We start from the raw sequence: 21876 nt of genomic DNA, 5'->3' as shown, positions 1-21876 counted from the left end.
GTTCAGTTAGTTAGGATTTTCCCGGAGAGGTACGAAATTGAAGGAAATACGACGTCAAATGGATGTCGGACATCGGATTTTTCCGTATCCTTGCGAGGCTTTCATTTTGCTAACGACAAGCCTGCCAGCGACGCCACTACGCCATGAAGCTCAAGCAAGCGCGCGCCATGATCGCGGATGAGCACCGCCCACCCGCGCACGCCCCCCGCCGCACGCCAGGTCGCAAGGCCGACGCCACCGATGGCGGCCGGCCGACAGGCATTCCCGAGGCCGAAAGCGCCGAACGGGTCAAAAACGCCGAACGCGCCGAACGCGCCGAACGGGCCGACGTTGCCGCCTCCGCCTCCACCGCCCCTGCCGCCCTTGACGGGCTTACCGATACCGCCCGGCGCATTCTCGAAATCGCCGAGCGCCTGTTTGCCGAACAGGGCGTGGAACAGGTGCCGCTACGCCAGATCGTGGTGGAAAGCGGCCAGCGCAACCGTTCTGCCCTGCACTACCATTTCGGATCGCGCGAGGCCCTGGTCAGCCACCTGCTGAACCGGCGCCTGCATCAGGTCAACGAAATCCGCCACCGGCATCTGGACGAACTGGAAGGCCGCGGCCAGCCGATCGACATCCACGGCGTGGTGGAAGCCACCATCCGTCCGCTGGTCGAGGTGGTGCTGGATACCGACTGGGGCACCAACTACCTGCAGGTGCTGGCCCAGACCACGTTCAGCCCGGCCTTGCTCAACAAGGGTCTGGTCGACAAGACCGCCATGAGCGCGCTGTACCGGGTGCGCGAACACCTCTATGCGCTGCTGCCCGACGTGCCACGCGACGTCATGAAGCTTCGGCTGATCTGGTTCATGGATACGGTGGTGTATTCGCTGGCCCACTGGGTGCGGGAACGCAGCAAGCGGGCCCGCAGCGGGCCGCCCGTGGAGGAGCTGATCGATTTCTGTGCGGCGGCCCTGGCGGGTCCAAGGCCGCCGCCGGGCAGCATGCCCGGGGCAGCCTTGGGGCCGGCGACATCCCCGAAGCCGGCCAGGGCTGCCCGGCCGCGCTGATCAGCCCGTGGCGCGGGCCGCGTCGGGGGCCGTACGGGCCAGCACGGGCACCAGTGCCGCACCTGTATGGCTGGCCTTGATGCGCGACAGCGTTTCAGGATCTGCGGCCCCGACGATGGTACCGCCATGGGCGCCGCCCTCCGGCCCCAGGTCGATGATCCAGTCGGCCTCGGCAATCACGTCCAGGTCGTGCTCGATCACCACCACGCTGTGGCCGCCGTCCGTGAGCCGGTGCAGCACCCGGATCAGCCGCGCCACGTCAGCCATGTGCAGGCCCACGGTCGGCTCGTCGAGCACGTACAGCGTGTGCGGGGCCTTCTGGCCGCGCCGCGTGATGTCATCCCGCACCTTCGACAGTTCCGTCACCAGCTTGATCCGCTGCGCCTCGCCGCCAGACAGCGTCGGCGACGGCTGACCCAGCGTCAGATAGCCCAGGCCGACATCCTTCATCAGCTGGAGCGGATGGCCGATCTGTGTGATGGCCGCGAAGAACTCCACGGCCTCGTCGATCTCCATCGTCAGCACGTCGCCGATGTTCTTGCCGCGCCACGTCACCGCCAGGGTTTCGGGGTTGAAACGCTGGCCGTGGCAAACGTCGCACGGCACCTTCACATCGGGCAGGAAGCTCATGCCGATGGTGCGTACGCCCTGCCCCTCGCAGGCCGGGCAGCGGCCGTCGCTGGTGTTGAACGAGAAACGCGATGCGCTGTAGCCGCGCGCCTTGGCTTCCAGCGTTTCGGCAAACAGCTTGCGGATCGCATCCCAGACGCCGATATAGGTCGCCGGACAGGATCGCGGCGTCTTGCCGATCGGGGTCTGGTCCACTTCCAGCACGCGGTCGATCGATTCCCAGCCGCTGATGGCCTGGCAGCCGTGCCACGCGTGCTCCACGCTGAGCGCCTTCGTGGCCGTGGGCTTGCCGGCCTTTTCGGCCGCGGCACGTGCACGGCGCGTGGCCGGCGACGACATCACCGAGCGACCCACCGCATCCAGCAGGTTGGTCATCAGCACGTCCCGCGCCAGCGTGGATTTGCCCGAACCCGACACGCCCGTGATGGCCACCAGCCGCCCCAACGGAATCCGCGCCGTCACGTCCCGCAGGTTGTGCAGGTGCGCGCCCTCGACGGTCAGCCACTGGGCCGGCTCGGCTTCCTTGCCGGCTCGTGCCGGCTTGACCGGCCTGCGCGGTTGCAGCGGGTGGATCATCGGATGTGCCAGGAACCGGCCGGTCGTGGAATCGGCAGCGGCCGACAGCGCAGCCACGCCGCCCTGCGCCACCAGGTTCCCGCCGCGCTTGCCGGCGCCGGGGCCAATGTCGATGATGTGGTCGGCCCGGCGGATGGTGTCCTCGTCGTGCTCCACCACGACCAGCGTGTTGCCCTTGTCGCCCAGCTTGCGCAGGGCATCGAGCAGGATCTGGTTGTCGCGCGGATGCAGGCCGATGGTCGGCTCGTCCAGCACGTAGCACACGCCCTGCAGGTTGCTGCCAAGCTGTGCCGCCAGGCGGATGCGCTGCGCCTCGCCGCCCGACAGGCTCGGCGCGGCACGGTCCAGGCTCAGGTAGCCAAGCCCCACCTCTTCCAGGAACTGCAGGCGACTGGCGATTTCGGTGACCACATCGCGGGCGATCTCGGCATCGCGCCCTTTCAGGCGCAGGCCATCGACCCAGCCCCGGGTGTCGGACACCGTCCATTGCGCCACGTCGGTAATGGCATTCGCGTCGAACGTGACCGCCCGGGCCACAGGGTTCAGGCGCGTGCCGCCGCAGTCCGGACATGGCGTATCGGCCACGCCTTCGGGTTCCTGCTCCTCCGAAGGCAGGCTCTGCTCGCGGCCACGGTCGTCGCCGCCCAGCACGGTGTCATCGAACGCCGCGCGCTGTTCGCCCGTCAGCGCCAGACCCGTGCCGACACAGGTGCCGCACCAGCCGTGCTTGCTGTTGTACGAGAACATGCGCGGGTCCAGCTCCGGATAGCTGGTGCCGCAGACCGGACAGGCACGCTTGGTCGAAAACACCTTGGTTTCACCAACCTCGCCCGAGCCCTTGCCGTCGTGCATGGCGTCGTGCAGTCCGTCCAGCGGCGCCAGCAAGTGCATCACGCCCTTGCCCAGTTCCAGCGTCTGATCCAGCAAGGCGCGCAGGGCGGCCTCGTTGTCTGGAGAAACGACGATGTCACCGACCGGTAGTTCGATGGTGTGCTCGCGGAAACGGTCCAGGCGCGGCCACGGATCCACCGGCAGGAATTCACCATCCACGCGCAGGTGCGTATTCCCGCGCGCCTTGGCCCATTTGGCCAGGTCGGTATAAACGCCCTTGCGATTCACCACCAGCGGGGCCAGCAGACCCACGTGCTGGCCGCGATAGTCGCGCAGCAACTGGGCCGCGATCGACGCCGGGCTTTGCGATGTCACCGGCGCCCCGTCATGCACGCAATGCTGGATGCCCAGCTTGACGTAGAGCAGGCGCAGGAAGTGCCAGACTTCGGACGTGGTCGCCACGGTACTCTTGCGGCCGCCACGCGACAGTCGCTGCTCGATGGCCACCGTCGGCGGAATGCCATAGACCGCATCCACTTCCGGCCGGCCCGCCGGCTGCACGATAGACCGCGCATAGGCGTTCAGCGATTCCAGATAGCGGCGCTGCCCTTCGTGGAACAGGATGTCGAATGCCAGCGTGGACTTGCCCGAGCCCGACACGCCGGTAATCACGTTGAACTTGCCGTGCGGAATGTCGACGTTGAGCGCCTTCAGGTTGTGCTCGTGCGCGTTGACGATGCGCACCACGCCCTCGCCTTCCACGGCGCGGCGCGCCCGGGCCGCCTGCACCGCGGCCTGCAGCGGCAAACCGTGCCTGGCCTGTTCCTCGCGCTCGGCGGCCAGCGTGCCCGATTCGCCCAGGGCCTTGTCATAGGCCAGCAGCGCATGGCCGGTATGCGAGTCGGCGCAGCCCTTGACCATGTCGGGCGTGCCCACGCAGAGGACCTCGCCCCCGGCATCCCCGCCTTCGGGGCCCAGATCGACGATCCAGTCGGACGCTCGGATCACGTCCAGGTTGTGCTCGATCACGATCAGCGAGTGGCCGCCGTCCAGCAGCTTGCCGAACGCGCGCATCAACTTGGCGATATCGTCGAAGTGCAGCCCGGTGGTCGGTTCGTCGAACATGAACAGCCGCTTGGGCAGCACCACCGCCTTGCGGTTCTTCACCGGCTGCGCGGCGGCTGTTTCGGCCAGGAAGCCGGCCAGCTTCAGGCGCTGCGCCTCGCCGCCCGACAGCGTCGGCACCGGCTGGCCCAGCTTCACGTATTCCAGGCCCACGTCGGCAATCGGCGCCAGCACGCGCAACACGGCCGCATCGCCCTCGAACAACGCCGTCGCCTCGCTGACGGTCAGTTCCAGCACATCGGCCACGCTAAGCGTGCGCGGCGCCTGGCCACGTGCGGCGCGCTCGATTTTCACTTCGAGCACTTCGGCGCGATAGCGCGTGCCGTCGCAGTCCGGGCAGCGCAGGTAGACATCGGAAAGGAACTGCATCTCCACGTGCTCGAAGCCCGAGCCGCCGCAGGTGGGGCAACGGCCGTCGCCCGAGTTGAAGCTGAACGTGCCTGCCGTGTAGCCGCGCTGCAGCGCCAGCGGCGCCTTGGCAAACAGCTTGCGGATCTCGTCGAACGCACCCACGTAGCTGGCCGGGTTGGAACGCGCGGTCTTGCCGATGGGAGACTGGTCGACAAAGACCACGTCATCGACCAGATCGGCACCCACCAGCTCGCGGAATGCCCCCGGCGATTCCGTGGCCTTGCCGAAGTGACGCGCCATGGCCGGATACAGCACATCCTGCAGCAGGGTGGACTTGCCCGAACCCGACACGCCGGTCACGCAGACCAGCCGGTTCAGCGGGATCTCGACGGTCACATCCTTGAGGTTGTGCTCCGTGGCCCCTTCCAGCTTCAGGCGCGGCGTGGTGTCGTCCACGGGCCGCAGGCGCCAGTCGGTGGCATCGGTCACGCGCCGGCGGCCGCCCAGGTAGTCGCCCGTCAGCGTCGGTTCCTTGCGGATGGTGTCCGGCGTGCCGTCGAAGATGATCGACCCGCCGCGCTCGCCGGGGCCGGGCCCCATGTCGATCAGGCGGTCGGCCGCCAGCATCACCGACGGGTCGTGTTCCACCACCACCAGCGTATTGCCGGCATCGCGCAGCCGGTGCATGGCTTCGACGATGCGGTTCAGGTCGCGCGGATGCAGGCCGATGCTGGGCTCGTCCAGCACGAACAGCGTGTTGACCAGCGAGGTGCCCAGCGCGGTGGTGAGGTTGATCCGCTGCACCTCGCCGCCCGACAGCGTGCGGCTCTGGCGATCCAGTGTCAGATAGCCCAGGCCCACGTCGCACAGGTACTTCAGCCGCGTGCGGACTTCGGCCAGCAGCAGCTTCAGCGCATCGTCTAGCAAGGCGCTCGACAGGGTCAGGTCGTCGAAAAAGCGGCGGATGCGCGCAATCGGCATCAGCATCAGGTCGTGGACGGTCAAACCCGGCAGGCTTTCCAGTTGGGCGCGGTTCCAGTCCACGCCCTTCGGCAGGAAGCGGCTGGCCGGCGCCAGCACGGCGTCGGCGTTGTCCTTGCTGCCCAGGCGCCACAGCAGGGCTTCAGTCTTCAGGCGCGCGCCGCAGCAGGTTTCGCACGGCGTGTAGCTGCGGTATTTCGACAGCAGCACGCGGATGTGCATCTTGTAGGCCTTCGACTCCAGGTAGTTGAAGAACCGCATCACGCCGTACCACTGCTTGTTCCACTGGCCATTCCAGTCAGGCGACCCGTGAATCACCCAGTGCTGCTCGGCCTCGCTGAGCTGGTTCCACGCCAGGTCGCGCGGAATGCCGGCCTTGGCCGCATAGCGCATCAGGTCGTCCTGGCATTCCTTCCAGGCCGGCGTCTGCATCGGCTTGATCGCCCCGTCGCGCAGCGACTTGCGCCCGTCCGGGATCACCAGGCCCAGATCCACGCCGATTACCCGGCCAAACCCACGGCAGGTCTCGCAGGCCCCGTAGGCGGAATTGAACGAGAACAGCGCCGACTGCGGGTCTGCATAGCGGATATCGCTCTCGGGGCTGTGCAGTCCCGTGGAGAACTTCCACACCGGACCGTCGCCCTCGTCGGTCACCACATTGACGCTGACCCGGCCGCCGCCCCGCTTCAGCGATGCCTCGATGGCCTCGATCGCGCGCGCCTTTTCGACGTTGCCGATGCGGAAGCGGTCCGCCACCACATCGAGCACCTTGCGATTGCCAGTTGGCGATTCGACGATGCGCTGCCCGTGCACGCGCGTATAGCCGCTGACCGACAGCCATTGCGTCACTTCGTCCTCGGTGGCCGATTCCGGCAGTTCCACCGGAAACGTCACCACCAGCCGGGCATCGGCAAACGGCTGGCCGGCGGCCGTGCGGGCCAGCAGTTCGGCGTAGATCGTCTCGGGCGAGTCGTGTCGCACCGGCAGCGCGGTCTGCTTGTCGAAAAGCTCGGCCGCACGCGCGTACAGCAGTTTCAGGTGGTCGTTGAGCTCGGTCATCGTGCCCACGGTCGACCGCGAGCTGCGCACCGGGTTGGTCTGGTCGATGGCGATGGCGGGCGGCACGCCGTCCACCTTGTCCACCTGCGGCCGGTCCATGCGGTCGAGGAACTGGCGCGCATAGGCACTGAAGGTCTCCACATAGCGGCGTTGGCCTTCGGCGTACAGCGTGTCGAACACCAGGCTCGACTTGCCCGACCCCGACGGCCCCGTCACCACGGTCATTTGCCCGGTGTGCAGGTCGAGATCAACGTTCTTGAGATTGTGCTGACGGGCACCGCGAATGCGGATCGTACCGGAATGTGACAATTTCCTGCCTCGAATCAGTGAGTTGGATGCGGAACTTAATGTTCTTTGGATGGCTTTCACCACGCCACGCGGGCGCGGAAGTGCCCTAACTATACTGTATAAACGTACAGGCTTCCTGACAGCCAGCAGACAATTCTGATTTCGGAAACCGCGTGTCACTGCAACCGGATCTTGCGCGAGAATGCATGCCCACGTTCAAGTCGCCCCCGAATTGAGCAAACATGGTTTGCATAATATTAGCAATACGCTAACATCGGGATGCAGCACGAGATCGAGTTCACCAGAGAGGCTACACAGCAGTTGCTGTCGATGCCACGAAACGTGGCCCGCAACATCCGGGCCAAGGTAGGTCTGCTGGCAGCGGACCCTTATGCGCCGAACCAGAACGTACGCAAGCTGATGGGCCGGGACGCCTTTCGGCTGCGCGTTGGCGACTGGCGGGTTTTGTACCGGATCGAAGCCGGGCAACTGGTGGTCGTCGTGCTGACCGTCAAACCACGTGGGAGTGCATACCAATGACCGCGATACAGTTCATCCAGCGCGAAGGCAACCGGGAATATGCGATCGTTCCGATCGACCTGTGGGAGCGCGTCCAGCACCTGTTTGAAGCCATGGAAGATGTCCGGATCCACGACGCCGCCATGGCCGCCGACGACGGTTTCCGGATTCCTGCTGCCGTGCTCGACGCCCTGCTCGCGGGCGACCACCCGATCAAGGCGTGGCGCGACCATCGCCGGCTGACGCAGGACGCGCTGGCCACCACGGCCGGCGTCAGCAAGCCCTACCTGAGCCAGATCGAAAACCGCAGGCGCGACGGCAGCGTGGATGTGCTGCGCGCCCTGGCCACCGCGCTGGCGGTACCGCTGGACTTGCTGGTGGAAGACCGGCCCGCCTGAGCCTGCCTGGACCGGTTACCCGCGCTGCGGCAGTTTCCAGCCCGGACGGATGAAGTGACAGGTATAGCCGTTCGGAATGCGCTCCAGGTAATCCTGATGCTCGGGTTCGGCCTCCCAGAACGGCCCGGCGGGGGCGATTTCCGTCACGACCTTGCCCGGCCACAAGCCAGACGCGTCAACGTCGGCCGCGGTCTGCTCGGCCACCTTCTTCTGCTCGTCGTCGAGGTAGAAGATCGCGGAACGGTAGCTGGTGCCGATATCGTTGCCCTGGCGGTTCTTCGTCGTGGGGTCGTGGATCTGGAAGAAGAACTCAAGAATCTGGCGATAGCTGATCTGCTTCGGATCGAACACGATCTCGATGCCTTCGGCGTGCGTGCCGTGATTGCGGTAGGTGGCGTTTGGCACGTCGCCCCCGGTGTAGCCAACGCGCGTGGTCAGCACGCCGGGGTAGCGGCGCAGCAGGTCCTGCATGCCCCAGAAGCAGCCACCGGCCAGAATCGCGGTTTCGGTTTGTGTGGTCATCGTGATATTCCATCGCAATACATCGAGCCTCGTAATATACGCATACCCCACGAAACTCGCTGACCACCATGAAGTCTCCACAACGCGCACAGGGTGCCATACAGACCCTGCAGCGCGAGATCGCCGCCTGCACCCATTGCGCCGCCGAGCTGCCGGCCGGGCCGCGCCCCGTGGTGCAGTTCAGCGCCACGTCCCGGATCGTGGTGATCAGCCAGGCGCCCGGTTCGCGCGTGCATGCCAGTGGCGTGCCGTTCGATGATCCGAGCGGCGACCGGCTGCGGTCGTGGATGGGGGTGACCCGAGACGATTTCTACGACGCCTCGCGCATCGCCATCATGCCGATGGGGTTTTGCTACCCCGGCAAGGGCAAGAGCGGCGACCTGCCGCCCCGGCGCGAATGCGCGCCGCTCTGGCACGAACGCGTACTGGCCTGCCTGCCCGACAACCGCCTGACCCTGCTGGTCGGCACCTATGCCCAGGCCGCCTATCTGCCGAAGCAGCCGGCGCGGCCAAAGCGGTCCATGACCGAACTGGTAGCCGATTTCCGAAATTTCGGCCCTAACGTGTTTCCGCTGCCCCACCCGTCTTGGCGCGTGGTGCTCTGGATGCGCCAGCACCCGTGGTTCGAGTCGGCGCTGCTGCCTGCGCTGCAGGTAGCCGTGCGGGCGCGGTTGTCGCGCTGAAGCCTCAGTCCTCGCGCATCCGCAGGGCGGCGAGCGTGAACGGCTTGGCCAGTACCGTGGTGGCCAGTGCCATCAGTAGCAGGCCGGAGAACGCCGGCGTGCTGATCAGGCGGTTTTCCAGCAGGATGGCCAGCACCACCACTTCCATCAGGCCCTTGGTCTGCGCCAGTGCGCCAGCCGCCCAGGCATCGCGCCGGCCCAGACCGGCCCATCGTGCCGGCAGCGCAGTGCCCGCCATCTTGCCGACCACGGCCACCACCGTCGTCAGGGCAAAGACGATCAGCGCGTCGGTCCCGGCCGTATTGAGATCGGTCCGCAGTCCGGTCATGAGGAAGAAGAACGGCATCAGCACCACCACGGTGGTGGGCTCCAGCTGCCTGCCGATATCGGCGGCCAGTTGGCGCGGCAGCACCACGCCTGCGAGGAACCCGCCAAGGATGTAGTGCAGGCCGATCAGCTCCGACGTGCATGCCGACGCAAAAATCAGCACCACCACCGCCGCCAGCCGCGCATCGTGCCCACGCATGGCCGGCAGCCAGCGCGCCAGTAACGGCCGTACCAGCGCGAACATCACGGCCAGATAGATGGCGCCGCCGATCACCAGCTTCAGCGGCTGCGCGGCGGCCTGGCCGGTGCTGGCCAGGATGCATGACAGCACGATCCATATCGCGGCATCGCTGAACGCCGAACAGGCCAGCGCCAGGCGTCCGGCCGTGGAATCGGTCAGCTTCATCTCGCGCAGGATGGCGCCGAGCACCGGCAACGCTGTGACCGCCATCGACACGCCCACGGCAATGGCGAACTGCCAGGGAGTGGCCGCCTCACCCGCCAACGTCGGGCGCCAGGCGCCGAGCACATAACCGGCGCCCACACCCAGCACGAACGGCAGCGCAACGCAGCCCGGCGCGGCCCACAGGGCGATACGGCGCAGGCCCCGGGCCTCCGGGCCGCCAACGTGCAGCCCCGACAGGAACGCAAACAGTACCACCGCCAGCCATTGCAGCCCCGACAGCGCGGTGAGCTTCTGCGCGCCGAACACCACGTGCCAGCTGTCGGGCCAGAGCGCCCCTAGCACCGACGGCCCGAGCACGATGCCGCCAGCGATCTGCATCACGACCAGGGGCACGATGCCGCCCATGCGCAGGCCGCGCCACAACACCAGCGGCACACCCACGACCAGGCAGGCCTGCACGAAGAAAATGGAAGCGGGATTTAGCGCGGACGGATTCATGGGGCGTCTTGGGTATGGCTTGATGCGTGTTGGGCGGCGGCCCGCGGGCGAACCCGCGATGATACGGCAGTGCCGATGACTGCACTCATCCGAGCGGCAGCGCGGTACTGTAGAGCACCTGTTTCAGGGCAAAGCTCGACCGGATGCTGGCGACGCCAGGAATGCGCGTGATCTGGTCGATGATCAGCCGCTCCAATGCCTCCACGTCGGGCACCACCACGCGCAACAGGTAATCGGCATCGCCCGACATCAGGTAGCACTCCATCACCTGCGGCAGCGCGCCGATCTTGCGCTCGAACGTATCGAGTGTTTCGCGTCGCTGTTTGTCCAGCGACACGGAGATGAACACCACCACCTTCAGGCCCAGCCGCCGGGCATCCAGCAGTGTCACGCGACGCGAGATCACGCCAATCTTTTCCAGGCGCTTCACGCGGGCCAGGCACGGCGACGGCGACAGATTGATACGGCTGGCCAATTCCACATTGGTCAGGCTGCCGTCGCGCTGCAATTCCCCCAGGATACGGATGTCAGTGGCGTCCAGATCGATGTCCAGCATGTTCGGCTTCGGTAGTCATGTTTGCCGGCATTCTATGCTGTATCGGCCGTTCATGACGAAGTGATCCGGACAATGCTGCGGTGCAATGAATCGTAGACTTTTGGACATTCGGCGAGTCATTCGGTGACTCGCCGGCCCGCTCCGACACCCCACGATTTCATGTCCGTCATTGCTCCCGCCGGCAGCGCACGTGCTGCCTCCTTCAAGTCATTTCTGCCGTTGATTGGCGCCGTCATCATCTGGGGCGGCAATTGGCCCGTCATGAAATTCGGACTGTCGCACGTCAGCCCGTTATGGTTTGCCGCGCTGCGCTTCGGCTCGGCTGCCCTGATCAGCCTTGTCGTGCTGGGCGCGCTCAAGCGGCTGCGCCTGCCGTCGCGCGAGGAATGGCCGCTGGTGTTCAGTGTCGGCTTGCTGCAGATGGCCGCCTTTACCGCGCTGGCATTGTGGGCGCTGCAATATGTGGCGCCGGGACGCGCCTCGGTGGTGGCCTACGCCACGGCCATCTGGGTCATTCCGCTGTCGTCGCTGGTGCTGGGCGAGCGGCCGTCGCGCTGGCAATGGCTGGCCACCGGCTTCAGCTACGCCGGCATCGGGGTGATCGTCGCCCCAGCGCTGGGCGGCTGGGAACTGCACACGGTCATGGGCCTGACGATGCTGCTCGGTGCGTCGCTGGCCTGGTCGGTCAGCATCATCCACCTGCGGGCCCACCGTCACGTGCGGCTCGGTGCCGACATGATTCCGTGGGAATGCGCGGTGGCGACGGTGCCGCTGGTGCTGCTGGCCCTGTTGCGGGACGGAGCGCCCGACCTGGCCGCCATCGGTGAAATCTGGCCCGCCGTCCTGTACACTGGTCCGCTGGCCACGGCCCTGACGTTTATCGTGGTGCTCAACGTCACGCAGTCGCTGCCGCCTGCGGCCACGTCCATCGCCATGCTGGGCGTGCCGCTGCTGGGGCTGGTGCTGTCCGCCGTGGCCTGGCACGAGCGGATTTCGGCGGATCTGTCGATCGGCCTTGGATTGATCGCGCTGGGCGTGGTAACCACTGCGCTGGCGCCGCGGTTGGGCCGCCTGGCGTCGCGCTGATCGCGCGGATCGCGCTTGTCAGGGCTCAACCGAAAGCTCGCGCTTCAGCGTGCGTAGCACGAACGTGGAATGGCTGTGCCGCAGGCCCGGCAGCTTGTAGAGCTTGTGGCGCAGGAATTCCTCATAGCCCTCCGTTCCTGCCACGGCCACCTTGATCAGGTAGTCGTACTCGCCCGTCAGCAGATGGGCCTCCAGCACTTCTGGCAATTCGGCCAGCGCCTCGCCGAAGCGGTGCAGCATATCGTCGTCGTGACGGTCCAGCGTGACCTCGATCAGCACGGTATCCGGCAGTCCCAGCGCCTTCTGGTTCAGCAGCGCCGCGTAGCCGCCAATCACCCCAGCGTCCTCCAGCGCCTTGACCCGGTTCCAGCAGGGCGTGGCGGACAGCCCCACCCGCTCGGCCAGCTTGGCGTTGGAGATTCGCCCATCGCGGCGCAGCTCGCGCAGGATGCGGCGGTCGATGTCATCAAGTTTGGGAACGTTTGTCACGGCAATCCGAGGGCTGAGGATGATTTACCCGTCAATTTACATCATTAAGGTGAATTATTCTCCTATCGGATGCCGATCGAAGAAATTTCGGAAGCCAATTTTGCGGCATGGCTGGTAAATTTACCGGACTCCTTGCGAATCACATCGCATCCTCCAATGCGCCACCCGGAACCCGCCATGCCCGCCCTTCATCTTGCCCTGCGACTCGACCGCTCCACCCTGAGCGACACCTTCGGCAGTCTGGAATGGGTGCTGGCCAATGCCCGTCGTACGGGCCTGTCGCTTCAGCAGATGTCGTTCGATGCCGGCCGCGCCAACGTCGCGCGGCTCATCTGCCAAGCTGATACGGTGGAATTGCTGGAGCTGTTCGTGCGGCGCGTGGCCCATGGCGTGGACCTGGAAATCGTTGACGCCGAATTCACTGACGAGCGGCCTACGCTGAAGGAGCCCGAGGCCCTGGCGGCCTGATTACGCGGTGCGCGGGGTGTCTTCGAGCAGTTCGATGCCATCCAGTTCAGCCGCACAGGTCTCGCGCACGATCGATACGAAGTCGTCCACATACGGCCGATCGGCCATGGCCGACGGCAGTACCGCGTAGAGTTCGCTCCACAGCCCCCTCGTCCCGATGCGCTTGGCCAGCACGTAGTCGTGGTCGACGTAGTTCTTGACGCCCCAGTTGGGCAGCGCCGCCACGCCGCGCCGGCTCGCCACCAATTGCAGCACCGCCACGGTCAGTTCGGCCGTGCGCCGTTCGAGCTGGATGCCTGCCGGCTCCAGCACTTCGCGGATCAGGTCGATCCGCTGCTCCGGCACCGGGTAGGTAATCAGCGTTTCGCCAGCCAGGTCTGCCGCCTCGATGCGCCGCTTGTTGCGCAGCCGGTGTTCGTTGGCGATCACCGCCAGGATCTCGAAGCGGAACAGCGGGGCCACGGTCAGCCCGCGCCTGGTGGGGGGCTTCGATCCGATCACCATGTCGGCCTTGCCTTGCGCCAGCAGCCCCAGCGGATCGGCGTGGAAGCCGGCCACGAGGTCGATTTCCACCTCCGGCCAGCGGCGCCGGAATTCGTCCATGACGGGCATCAACCAGTCAAAGCAGGTATGGCATTCCAGCACCACGCGCAATTCACCGCGCGTGTCGCTTTTCAGGCGTAGCAGGTCGCGCTCGGCGGCGCTGATGGCCGCAAGCGTTTCGCGCGCCAGCGTCAGCAGCCGCTCGCCGGCCGGCGTAAAACGCAGGCCCTGGCGCGTGCGATCGAACAGCGCCATGCCGTAGTGCGCCTCGATGGCCTTGATCTGATGGGACAGCGCCGACTGGCTCACGTGCACCCGTTCGGCCGCCGTGGCCAGCTTGCCGGAGTCCGCAATCGCCACCAACGACCGGAAATGGCGGACTTCGATCATCGCAGCCCCGTCCAGCCAGCCGAACTTTTGAGTTGAATGAAATTCATACTTTGTTTAAAACATCTCGCTTGATTCATTCTAGCCGCGAAACGACACTGTGCGCCAGATCAGACATCACTGGAGCACGGCATGGCACGTACACACGTTTTGGGATTTCCGCGCATTGGCGCACGACGGGAACTGAAGTTCGCCCAGGAAGCGTTCTGGCGCGGCGAGACATCGGAAGCGGCGCTGCGCGAGGTGGGTGCCACGCTGCGCGGCCGCCACTGGCAGCTGCAGGCCGATGCGGGACTGGCCACGGTGGCAGCGGGCGACTTCGCCTGGTACGACCAGATGCTGGGCCTGACCACCCTGCTGGGCGCCCTGCCCCGGCGATTCGGATTGGATCCGGCCGCGCTGACGCTGGCGCAGTACTACGAACTGGCACGCGGCAATGCAGCCCAACCGGCCATGGAGATGACGAAGTGGTTCGACACGAACTACCACTACATCGTGCCGGAGCTCGACGCCGACAGCACCTTCGACGGCGGTGCCAACTGGTATTTCGACGAAATTGACGAAGCGCTGGCGCTGGGCCTGTCCACGCGTCCGGTGCTGATCGGCCCGGTCACCTACCTGTGGCTGTCCAAGTCGCACGCGGCCGATTTCGACCGGCTGAGTCTGCTGCCGAAGGTGGTGCAGGCCTACCGCCGCATCCTGTCCCAACTGCAGGCGCGCGGCATCGAGTGGGTACAGATCGACGAACCCGCGCTGTGCCTGGACCTGCCGCCGCAATGGCTCGATGCCTATGACCAGGCCTACCCGGCGCTGGCCGATGCCGGCGTGAAGCTGCTGCTGGCCACGTATTTCGACACCGCCGCCGATCATGCCGCCCGCGTCGCCGCCCTGCCGGTACACGGTTTTCATATCGATCTGGTGCGGGCACCCCAGCAATTGGCAGCGTGGCAGGCCGTGCTGCCAAGCAGTGCCGTGCTGTCGGTCGGTGTGATCGACGGCCGCAATATCTGGCGCACCGACCTGCGCAAGGTATTGGCGGCCGTGACGCCGCTGCACGCCCAACTGGGCGACCGCCTCTGGCTGGCTCCCTCCTGCTCGCTGCTGCATGTGCCGGTGTCGCTCGATACCGAAACCCGCCTCGACCCCGAACTGAAAGCATGGCTGGCGTTTGCCACCGAGAAGCTGGAAGAATTGCATACCCTGGCCCAGGCGCTGAACCTTGGCGAGTCGGCGGTGGCCGCGCAGCTTACCGCGTCCGATGCGGCGCAGGCCGCGCGCCGCACATCGCGCCGCGTGGTCAACCAGCAGGTGCAGAAGCGGCTGGCAGCCGTGACCGCCGACATGGCCGATCGCGACAGCCCGTTCGACGTGCGCATCGTCCGCCAGCGCGACGCGCTGAAGCTGCCCGCGCTGCCCACCACGACGATCGGCTCGTTCCCGCAGACGTCCGCGATTCGCCAGACCCGGGCCGCCTACAAGCGCGGCGAGATCGGCGCGCTGGACTACCTGGACCGCATGCGCGCCGAAATCGAACTCGCGGTGCGCAAGCAGGAGGCGCTGGGCCTGGACGTGCTGGTCCATGGCGAAGCCGAGCGCAACGATATGGTCGAGTATTTCGGCGAACAGCTATGCGGCTACGCATTCACCGAGAATGGCTGGGTGCAGAGCTACGGATCGCGCTGCGTGAAGCCGCCGGTGATCTTCGGCGATGTGTACCGTCCCGAGCCCATGACCGTGGATACGGCGCGCTTTGCGCAGTCGCTGACCGACAAGCCGATGAAGGGCATGCTGACCGGCCCGGTGACGATGCTGCAGTGGTCGTTCGTGCGCGACGACCAGCCGCGCGCCGTGACCACCCGCCAGCTGGCGCTGGCCATCCGCGACGAGGTCTGCGACCTGGAGGCCGCCGGCATCCGCGTGATCCAGATCGACGAACCCGCGCTGCGCGAAGGGCTGCCGCTGCGCCGGGACGACTGGGCCGCCTACCTGGACTGGGCCGTCAGCGCCTTCCGCCTGTCGGCCTCGGGCGTGGGCGACGAAACGCAGATCCACACCCATATGTGCTATGCCGAGTTCAACGACATCCTGCCCGCCATCGCCGCCATGGATGCCGACGTGATCACAATCGAGACTTCGCGCTCGGCCATGGAACTGCTGGAAGGGTTTGGCGATTTCGACTATCCGAACGAGATCGGCCCGGGCGTCTACGACATCCACTCGCCGCGCGTGCCTTCCGTCGAAGCCATGACGCGCCTGCTGGAGCGCGCCTGCGAGGTGATCCCCCCGGAACGCCTGTGGGTCAACCCGGACTGCGGCCTGAAGACCCGTGGCTGGAGCGAGACCGAGGCGGCCCTGGCCAATATGGTCAGTGCCACCCGGGCACTGCGCCAGAAGCTGGCAGGCCAGGCGCCGGCCACCTGGAAGCGCGTGGTGCGGCCCGCCGGCACGGCCAGGCCCGCCTCGCATGTGCATGGCGCGGCATGCGGACCGTCGTGCGCAGGGCAGGCCAGTGCGTAAGGTCATACGCTGAACGCCTGAGCTTATGCGCTGGAGCGCACGTTGCGTCGCTGTGTCGCATGGCGGCGCCGCGTGCGGCTCCGTATCCTTTCGGTCGAGCCAAACAAGAAAATTGCGAGGTCGTGTCGGCATCCGGCGCGATCTTCGACCAAGAGGAATGAAACGAGCCACACCCTGGCGCCGCGTCGCGGCGCTTCCTGCAGCCGCACTATCGAGCGCGGCCTTCGCCCAGTCGGCAACCATCACCAGCCCGGATGCCGCCCCTATCCCTATCCTGCCCACCGTTACCGCCACGGCTGCCGCCGTCGGGTCGCTGACCGCGCCCGGCCTGGCACAGCAGCGGCAGTCGCTGTTCCAGTCGGCCGGATCGGTCGGCTTTGTCGACGCGCAGTCGTTCACCAATACCTACGCATACGACCTGCGCGACGTCCTGAAGGATTCGCCCGGCGTGTACGTGCAGGAACGCTACGGCCAGGAACTGCGCCTGTCGATTCGTGGCTCGGGCGTGGCGCGTGGCTACCACACACGCGGCATCGAGATACTGCAGGACGGGGTACCGACGAACTTTGCCGACGGCAGTGGTGATTTCTACCAGATCGATCCGCTGGCGCTGTCGGCCGCCGAGGTCTACAAGGGCGGCAACGGCCTGGCGTATGGCAGCACGACGCTGGGCGGCGCGGTCAATTTCACCACGCCGACGGCGCTGACTGCCGAAGCCCGGAACATGGTGCGCGTGGACGGCGGCAGCTTCGGCACGATACGCGGCAGCGGCCAGGTATCGCGCCAGATCGGCCCGTGGGACTTCCTGGCGAATGCCACGGTCAGCCATTCCGAAGGCTGGCGCGACCACGAGCGCGGGCAGTACGAGCAGATCAACGCCAACGTCGGCTATCGCTTCAGCCCGTCGGTGGAAACGCGGTTCTACTTCGGGGCCTATATCGTCGACCAGTTGCTGCCCGGCGCGCTGACGCTGAATCAGGCGCTGACCACGCCGCGCATGGCGTCGGCCAGTGCGCTGGCGGGCGACCAGGCGCGCAATACCCGCACCGAGCGGGTGGCCAACGTCACGAGCATCAAGCTCGATAACGGCCAGATCGACCTGACCACCTGGGGCATTCACAAGAGCCTGTACCACCCGATCTTCCAGGTCGTGGATCAGGACAGCTGGACCTACGGCTTCGCGCCGCGCTACACGGGCAACTTCACGCTGGGTGGCCTGCGCAACCAGCTGATCGCCGGGGCGCGCTTCTTCGGCGGCAACAACGACGCGCGGCAGTACGTCAACGTCAACGGCAATCGCGGCGCCCAGACGCTGAACGCGAAGCAGGACGCGTACAACTACGAGGCCTACCTGGAAGACCGCCTGTACGTGCTGCCCACCGTGGCGCTGATGGCGGGCGCCAAAGCCTACCGCAACCGGCGCGAATACACGGACTACGGCGGCCTGCCAACCAACCCCACCGCCAAGTCCGACGGCGCGACTTTCAGCGGCGTCAATCCGAAATTTGGCGTGCTGTGGGAACCGAAGCCCGACATCCAGGCGTTCATCGACATCACGCGCAGCGCCGACGTCCCGGACTTTACCGACCTGAGCCAGACCATCGGCGCCACGCAGCAGTTCGTGCCGCTGGCGGCCCAGCACGGCTGGACGCTGGAACTCGGCACGCGCGGCAAGTGGGACCGCTTTGCGTGGGATGTCACCGCGTACCGCTCGCTCCTGCGCGACCAGCTGCTGCAGTACACGGTGAGCGCCGATATTCCGGCATCGACCTTCAACGCCAACAAGACGGTGCTGCAGGGCGTGGAACTGGGCGCCAGCGCCGAGGTGTTGCGCGATATCGTCGGCAAGGGCGACAAGTTCACCGTATCGCAGATCTGGAACTACAGCGATTTCCGCTTCGACAACGATCCGGTCTACGGCAACAACCGCATCGCCGGGGTGCCGAAGCACGTGCTGCGCACCACGTTGGCCTACAGCCGCAACAGCCGCCTGCGCGTGGCGGGCACGATCGACTGGGTGCCGACAGGTGCCTACGTGGACTACGCCAATACGCTCAAGGTGCCGTCGTATGTGCTGTTCGGCATCGAGGCCAGCTACGAGTTCGAGCGCGGCGTGACGCTGTTCCTCGACGCCCGAAACCTGGCCGACAAGCGTTACATCAGCGATTTCAGTACCGTCACCGACGCGCGCACGGCCAACACCGCCGTGTTCTATCCGGGCGTGGGCCGCGCGTTCTACGCCGGGGTGAAATACAGGTTCTAGGCGGACGCCTCCGGCAGGTGCCCGGAAACGAAAAAACCCTTCCGGACCGGAAGGGTTTTTGCATTCTGGCGCCGCGGGCGCCGCGCTCAGTTCACGCGTTGCACGGCCGGCGGCATCCACTTGCCGTCGAGCACGACCTGCTCGGGCCAGTACGCACGCAGCATCAGGCTGAACGCATCGGGCGGTGCCGGCAGCCAGTTCGTCACCTGGTCGGACGCGGGCCGTTCGTACTGGATATAGATATCCAGCGAGCCGTCGCGGTTGTAGCGCAGCCGGTCGCGGCTGCCAATGGTGTAACGCTGCAGCGGATTGCTGGCGAAGGCCTGCTTGTTGTTGTAGGCGCTCAGCGACCAGAACGCCTTGGCCGGCGGGAGCTGGCCCTTGTCGAAATGCAGGACGTAGCGGCTGCCGCCATCGAACGGACGACCCGACGCGTCGGCGCGGGCAACCGGGTAGACCGCATCCTCGGCAAGGTTGGCGCCCAGCCCATACATCGCAACCACGGCACGGCGGTCGAAATCGGCGCCGTACGCGCCGGTGTCGCGCTGCAGTCGCCAGCCCGTGCTGCCCGCAGCGCTCTTGCGGCCGTTGGCGACGATGGTGGCCAGCGCGGCGGTGGCGCCCTCCTGCACGGCGCGCGCCGTGGACGGTTCCAGCACCGTGGTCTTGAACGGCTCACCGGCCTTGACGCCCATGCGCTGCATCTTTTCGAGCATCGACACATCATCGGGCCCGGGCGGATTTTCCGGCAGCAGCGCGGCCATACGGCTGAAGAACGCCTGCGCATCCATCGCTGCCACCTGCTCGGCGGGCGGCGTTTCGGTATCGATCATCCCTGCGCGTGGCGTGGCCGGCGGCGTGGTGCGGATGCCCTTGCGCCAGGCTGACAGCGGCACCAGGCGGAACTGGTCCTGCAGGCGGTGGACGTTGGCGTAGTCCGCCTTGCTGTTGGTCTGGATCCGGCCGATCAGCCAGACCATGCTGGTCGGCGCACGGATTTCCGTCACGCCCTTGGGCAGCGTCCCTTCCCAATCGGGGCCGACAATCGCAAATGCGCCGCGCCGCGTGCCCGTGGTGCGCTTGCCCGGCGACGCGAACACATTGGTCCAGGCATCGAGCATCTGCATGACGTAGTAGCGGCCCGCCGTATCGGGCACGGACAGGACGACCGGCTCCCTGGACACGTCCACCCAGGCGGTCGAGTACAGCGTGTCCGCGTTCGGGCTCACCACCGTGGTGTAGGTGGCGTCGGGGAACGCGCGGCTATGGTTGAACGTGTTGACCGGGGTCTTGGCCGTCATCACCTCGCGCGTGACATCCATCAGCACGAGCGGATAGCCATAAGTAAATACCTCGGCGGACAGTGCCTTCATCGCCTGATCCGACGGCGGCTGTTCCGCGGCGGGAATGTCCGGCGCGGATGGCGGCGCGGATGCGCAGGCGGAAAGGAAGGCGGCAAGCGCGACCACGCTTGCCAGTTGGCGTATCGATCGGTTCATGACCCCGTTTCCCAGTATGGTGGCGGCCTTCCGGGGGAATGTGCACGACGGGTCCGGGGGGGACGCGTGTAGCTCCGGAGGCGCATCTATTCCGAACGAATGATGTGCCCGCGACTCGGCCACTGTCAATGATTCCGGAGTCCGCCTCCGGGCGATACCGAACACTGATAGGAACGCGTGCGGGGTGCGGTGTAATTTGTGAGCAAGACATCACGCGACTGCCCTGGCGGTCAGGCCGGGACGGGGTGATGTGCGGCGAGCGGCCTGGGTGATACGGATACGATGGCGGTACCCGTGACGGCGGCCATCGATGATGGCGGCCTGATGATCGGAGCTGAAATGATTTGGGACGTAAATCCCGGCCCCAAATGACGAAGGGCCTCCATTGCTGGAGGCCCTTCCAATAGGTGGCGCGGCTGGCAGGATTCGAACCCACGACCCCTTGGTTCGTAGCCAAGTACTCTATCCAACTGAGCTACAGCCGCACGCGAGGGACGCATTGTATCGCAATTCACCTTCCGTGCAAGCCCCTTGTGAAAATTATTTCACTGCCTGCGCAGGACGCTGCCGTATTTGTTTACCAGCGATATCTGGCACCCACCGTGCCGCCCGCGTTGCGTCCGGCGCGCGCCTTCATCCAGAGCCGCAGGCCCGTGGTCGAACTGCTGTGTGCGCCGATGTTGAACGAGAACAGGCCGCGCAGCAGATCGGTATCGATACGTGTGCCATTGATGTTGATGGTTTTCGCGCGGTTGTCCTGCCACCAGTCGGCCTCGACGAACGGATAGACCCCGTTGAGCCGCGTCGGCTTGGAGCCGTAGAGTCGCACTGCCAGCCCCGTGGCGCTGACCTCGCCGGGCGGCGCATCCCAGTTACTGGGGACGGGCGCCATGCCTGGCCGAAAGGCCATTTCCACCCGCGATTGCAGCGTCAGGCCCGCGCCGCTGCGCGACAACGGCGCGTCGAGCGCCACGGCCATGCTGCGCGCACGGCTGTCGATAAGGCCGGTGGCAGTCGTCGCATCTTCAACATGGACGAGCGGTGTCCGGGGCGTACTGTTGAATCGCTCCACGACGCGATCGATGCTTGCCAGATTGATGGCGATGGGTTCGGCCTCGGGCGCGGATTCCGGCGACGTCCGCGATGCATGGACGGGAATCGGCAGGTCGGGGTCGTCGTTGCCGATCACCATGCGCGGCGGCACGACCGATAGTGCTGTGTCTTCCGGCACGGCTGGCGGGGCGGCCCGGTCGGGCGGCGGCGTATCCGGGGCGCGCGCGTCCTGGACGAACTGCAGTGCATCACGCCCTGACATGCCGTCCAGGGACTCCTCGGCATGAACCACGGCGCAGGCCAGCAGCGCAAGTACGAAACACAGGGGGAGACCGGGGTGCCCCGCATGCAGGCGGGCGACATGCGCCCTGCCAGACAACCGTCCGGCACGCTCCTCTCTCCCGCACATCAGCTGTACGGACATGGCAACCACCTCGTCGGGCGTTGTGTGGACCATGCCCGATCAGCTTGAGCATAGGTCAAAGGCCGCGCGATGGTTAGAGACGAATGTGGGGTGTGCCGCCCGCTAAAAGACGGAGAGCGCGGATGAGAGAGACGATGTCGGACGAGCGGCCGAGTCGCCAAATTCGGGAGAGACTGCCGAGATGAAAAAGCCCTGCCCGGTGAGCGGGGCGTTCAAATATTGGGGCCCAGAAGAGGACTCGGTCACCCGGGCGCGACCCCGGATTGCGCCGGCAGGCGCAAGCTTTTCGCGTCCCTGCGGGCAGTCCGCAGGGACTGCCCTTTCTGGGCCTGCAAATGAAAAAGC

16 protein-coding genes and 1 tRNA gene are annotated in these 21876 nt (G+C 66.2%); 8 read left to right on the top strand and 9 right to left on the bottom strand.

From position 1 onward, the window contains the following. Positions 1 to 143 precede the first annotated feature (143 nt). The gene (locus BLQ58_RS18095; protein ID WP_302847652.1) at positions 144 to 1052 is read left to right on the top strand and encodes a TetR/AcrR family transcriptional regulator; all 909 of its coding nucleotides are present in this window, start codon (positions 144 to 146) and stop codon (positions 1050 to 1052) included. On the opposite strand, the gene uvrA is transcribed toward BLQ58_RS18095, so the two are convergent. Then, entirely contained in the window at positions 1053 to 6914 is a 5862-nt protein-coding gene (gene uvrA, locus BLQ58_RS18090) for an excinuclease ABC subunit UvrA (protein WP_092600817.1), read from the bottom strand. A gap of 258 nt (positions 6915 to 7172) precedes the next feature. Here uvrA and BLQ58_RS18085 point away from each other — a divergent pair, with 258 nt between their 5' ends. Then, positions 7173 to 7433 carry a type II toxin-antitoxin system RelE family toxin gene (locus BLQ58_RS18085; protein ID WP_092600815.1) on the top strand — a complete coding sequence of 87 codons (261 nt, stop codon included), beginning with the start codon at positions 7173 to 7175 and terminating at the stop codon, positions 7431 to 7433. Next, positions 7430 to 7810: a helix-turn-helix domain-containing protein gene (locus BLQ58_RS18080; RefSeq protein WP_092600813.1), complete on the top strand. Its 381-nt coding sequence runs from the start codon at positions 7430 to 7432 to the stop codon at positions 7808 to 7810. Before BLQ58_RS18085 ends, BLQ58_RS18080 begins: the two co-directional genes overlap by 4 nt. A gap of 15 nt (positions 7811 to 7825) precedes the next feature. On the opposite strand, the gene msrA is transcribed toward BLQ58_RS18080, so the two are convergent. Beyond that, on the bottom strand, positions 7826 to 8332 hold the full coding sequence (gene msrA, locus BLQ58_RS18075; RefSeq protein ID WP_092600811.1) for a peptide-methionine (S)-S-oxide reductase MsrA: 507 nt from the start codon (positions 8330 to 8332) through the stop codon (positions 7826 to 7828). Between the two features lie 68 nt (positions 8333 to 8400). On the opposite strand from msrA, the gene BLQ58_RS18070 reads away from it, so the two are divergent. Then, positions 8401 to 9015, top strand: a complete 615-nt coding sequence (locus tag BLQ58_RS18070) for a uracil-DNA glycosylase family protein (RefSeq protein WP_092600809.1) — start codon at positions 8401 to 8403, stop codon at positions 9013 to 9015. Between the two features lie 4 nt (positions 9016 to 9019). On the opposite strand, the gene BLQ58_RS18065 is transcribed toward BLQ58_RS18070, so the two are convergent. Further along, positions 9020 to 10246 carry a cation:proton antiporter gene (locus tag BLQ58_RS18065; protein ID WP_092600807.1) on the bottom strand — a complete coding sequence of 409 codons (1227 nt, stop codon included), beginning with the start codon at positions 10244 to 10246 and terminating at the stop codon, positions 9020 to 9022. Positions 10247 to 10331: 85 nt separating this feature from the next. Then, positions 10332 to 10802 carry an Lrp/AsnC family transcriptional regulator gene (locus BLQ58_RS18060; RefSeq protein WP_066739987.1) on the bottom strand — a complete coding sequence of 157 codons (471 nt, stop codon included), beginning with the start codon at positions 10800 to 10802 and terminating at the stop codon, positions 10332 to 10334. A gap of 159 nt (positions 10803 to 10961) precedes the next feature. Here BLQ58_RS18060 and BLQ58_RS18055 point away from each other — a divergent pair, with 159 nt between their 5' ends. Next, positions 10962 to 11888, top strand: coding sequence for a DMT family transporter (locus BLQ58_RS18055; protein WP_092600805.1), 927 nt, complete (start codon positions 10962 to 10964; stop codon positions 11886 to 11888). An 18-nt stretch (positions 11889 to 11906) separates the two neighbouring features. Here BLQ58_RS18055 and BLQ58_RS18050 read toward each other — a convergent pair whose 3' ends face one another. Further along, positions 11907 to 12377 (bottom strand): Lrp/AsnC family transcriptional regulator, encoded by a 471-nt coding sequence (locus BLQ58_RS18050; protein ID WP_066740198.1) that lies wholly within the window; start codon positions 12375 to 12377, stop codon positions 11907 to 11909. Between the two features lie 177 nt (positions 12378 to 12554). Between BLQ58_RS18050 and BLQ58_RS18045 the strand changes: the two genes are divergently transcribed. Then, the gene (locus tag BLQ58_RS18045) at positions 12555 to 12845 is read left to right on the top strand and encodes an AsnC family transcriptional regulator (RefSeq protein ID WP_092600803.1); all 291 of its coding nucleotides are present in this window, start codon (positions 12555 to 12557) and stop codon (positions 12843 to 12845) included. On the opposite strand, the gene BLQ58_RS18040 is transcribed toward BLQ58_RS18045, so the two are convergent. Further along, on the bottom strand, positions 12846 to 13778 hold the full coding sequence (locus BLQ58_RS18040) for a LysR family transcriptional regulator (protein WP_092600801.1): 933 nt from the start codon (positions 13776 to 13778) through the stop codon (positions 12846 to 12848). It lies immediately after the preceding gene. A gap of 129 nt (positions 13779 to 13907) precedes the next feature. Between BLQ58_RS18040 and metE the strand changes: the two genes are divergently transcribed. Then, positions 13908 to 16292 carry a 5-methyltetrahydropteroyltriglutamate--homocysteine S-methyltransferase gene (metE, locus tag BLQ58_RS18035; protein ID WP_092600799.1) on the top strand — a complete coding sequence of 795 codons (2385 nt, stop codon included), beginning with the start codon at positions 13908 to 13910 and terminating at the stop codon, positions 16290 to 16292. A 157-nt stretch (positions 16293 to 16449) separates the two neighbouring features. Continuing rightward, positions 16450 to 18555, top strand: a complete 2106-nt coding sequence (locus BLQ58_RS18030) for a TonB-dependent receptor family protein (RefSeq protein WP_092600797.1) — start codon at positions 16450 to 16452, stop codon at positions 18553 to 18555. An 86-nt stretch (positions 18556 to 18641) separates the two neighbouring features. On the opposite strand, the gene BLQ58_RS18025 is transcribed toward BLQ58_RS18030, so the two are convergent. From BLQ58_RS18025 to BLQ58_RS18015, 3 genes are all read right to left on the bottom strand, one after another. Next, positions 18642 to 20054 carry a DUF1254 domain-containing protein gene (locus BLQ58_RS18025; protein ID WP_092600789.1) on the bottom strand — a complete coding sequence of 471 codons (1413 nt, stop codon included), beginning with the start codon at positions 20052 to 20054 and terminating at the stop codon, positions 18642 to 18644. Between the two features lie 408 nt (positions 20055 to 20462). After that, positions 20463 to 20539, bottom strand: a tRNA-Arg gene (locus BLQ58_RS18020). A 92-nt stretch (positions 20540 to 20631) separates the two neighbouring features. Then, the gene (locus tag BLQ58_RS18015; protein ID WP_254776009.1) at positions 20632 to 21369 is read right to left on the bottom strand and encodes a hypothetical protein; all 738 of its coding nucleotides are present in this window, start codon (positions 21367 to 21369) and stop codon (positions 20632 to 20634) included. Between the last annotated feature and the right edge of the window lie 507 nt (positions 21370 to 21876).

The organism is Ralstonia sp. 25mfcol4.1 (assembly GCF_900104095.1).
GTDB lineage: Bacteria > Pseudomonadota > Gammaproteobacteria > Burkholderiales > Burkholderiaceae > Cupriavidus.
The sequence above is the reverse complement of the archived record's forward strand: the minus strand, read 5'-3'. Positions and strand labels throughout refer to the sequence as shown.

Bases quoted from the DNA above. Each gene is read 5' to 3' on its own strand.
- metE (WP_092600799.1), top strand. From the start codon at position 13,908: ATGGCACGTACACACGTTTTGGGATTTCCGCGCATTGGCGCACGACGG.
- BLQ58_RS18015 (WP_254776009.1), bottom strand. From the start codon at position 21,369: ATGTCAGGGCGTGATGCACTGCAGTTCGTCCAGGACGCGCGCGCCCCG.
- BLQ58_RS18080 (WP_092600813.1), top strand. From the start codon at position 7,430: ATGACCGCGATACAGTTCATCCAGCGCGAAGGCAACCGGGAATATGCG.
- BLQ58_RS18055 (WP_092600805.1), top strand. From the start codon at position 10,962: ATGTCCGTCATTGCTCCCGCCGGCAGCGCACGTGCTGCCTCCTTCAAG.
- msrA (WP_092600811.1), bottom strand. From the start codon at position 8,332: ATGACCACACAAACCGAAACCGCGATTCTGGCCGGTGGCTGCTTCTGG.
- BLQ58_RS18045 (WP_092600803.1), top strand. From the start codon at position 12,555: ATGCCCGCCCTTCATCTTGCCCTGCGACTCGACCGCTCCACCCTGAGC.
- BLQ58_RS18065 (WP_092600807.1), bottom strand. From the start codon at position 10,246: ATGAATCCGTCCGCGCTAAATCCCGCTTCCATTTTCTTCGTGCAGGCC.
- BLQ58_RS18040 (WP_092600801.1), bottom strand. From the start codon at position 13,778: ATGATCGAAGTCCGCCATTTCCGGTCGTTGGTGGCGATTGCGGACTCC.
- BLQ58_RS18030 (WP_092600797.1), top strand. From the start codon at position 16,450: ATGAAACGAGCCACACCCTGGCGCCGCGTCGCGGCGCTTCCTGCAGCC.
- BLQ58_RS18085 (WP_092600815.1), top strand. From the start codon at position 7,173: ATGCAGCACGAGATCGAGTTCACCAGAGAGGCTACACAGCAGTTGCTG.
- BLQ58_RS18070 (WP_092600809.1), top strand. From the start codon at position 8,401: ATGAAGTCTCCACAACGCGCACAGGGTGCCATACAGACCCTGCAGCGC.
- BLQ58_RS18095 (WP_302847652.1), top strand. From the start codon at position 144: ATGAAGCTCAAGCAAGCGCGCGCCATGATCGCGGATGAGCACCGCCCA.
- BLQ58_RS18025 (WP_092600789.1), bottom strand. From the start codon at position 20,054: ATGAACCGATCGATACGCCAACTGGCAAGCGTGGTCGCGCTTGCCGCC.
- BLQ58_RS18060 (WP_066739987.1), bottom strand. From the start codon at position 10,802: ATGCTGGACATCGATCTGGACGCCACTGACATCCGTATCCTGGGGGAA.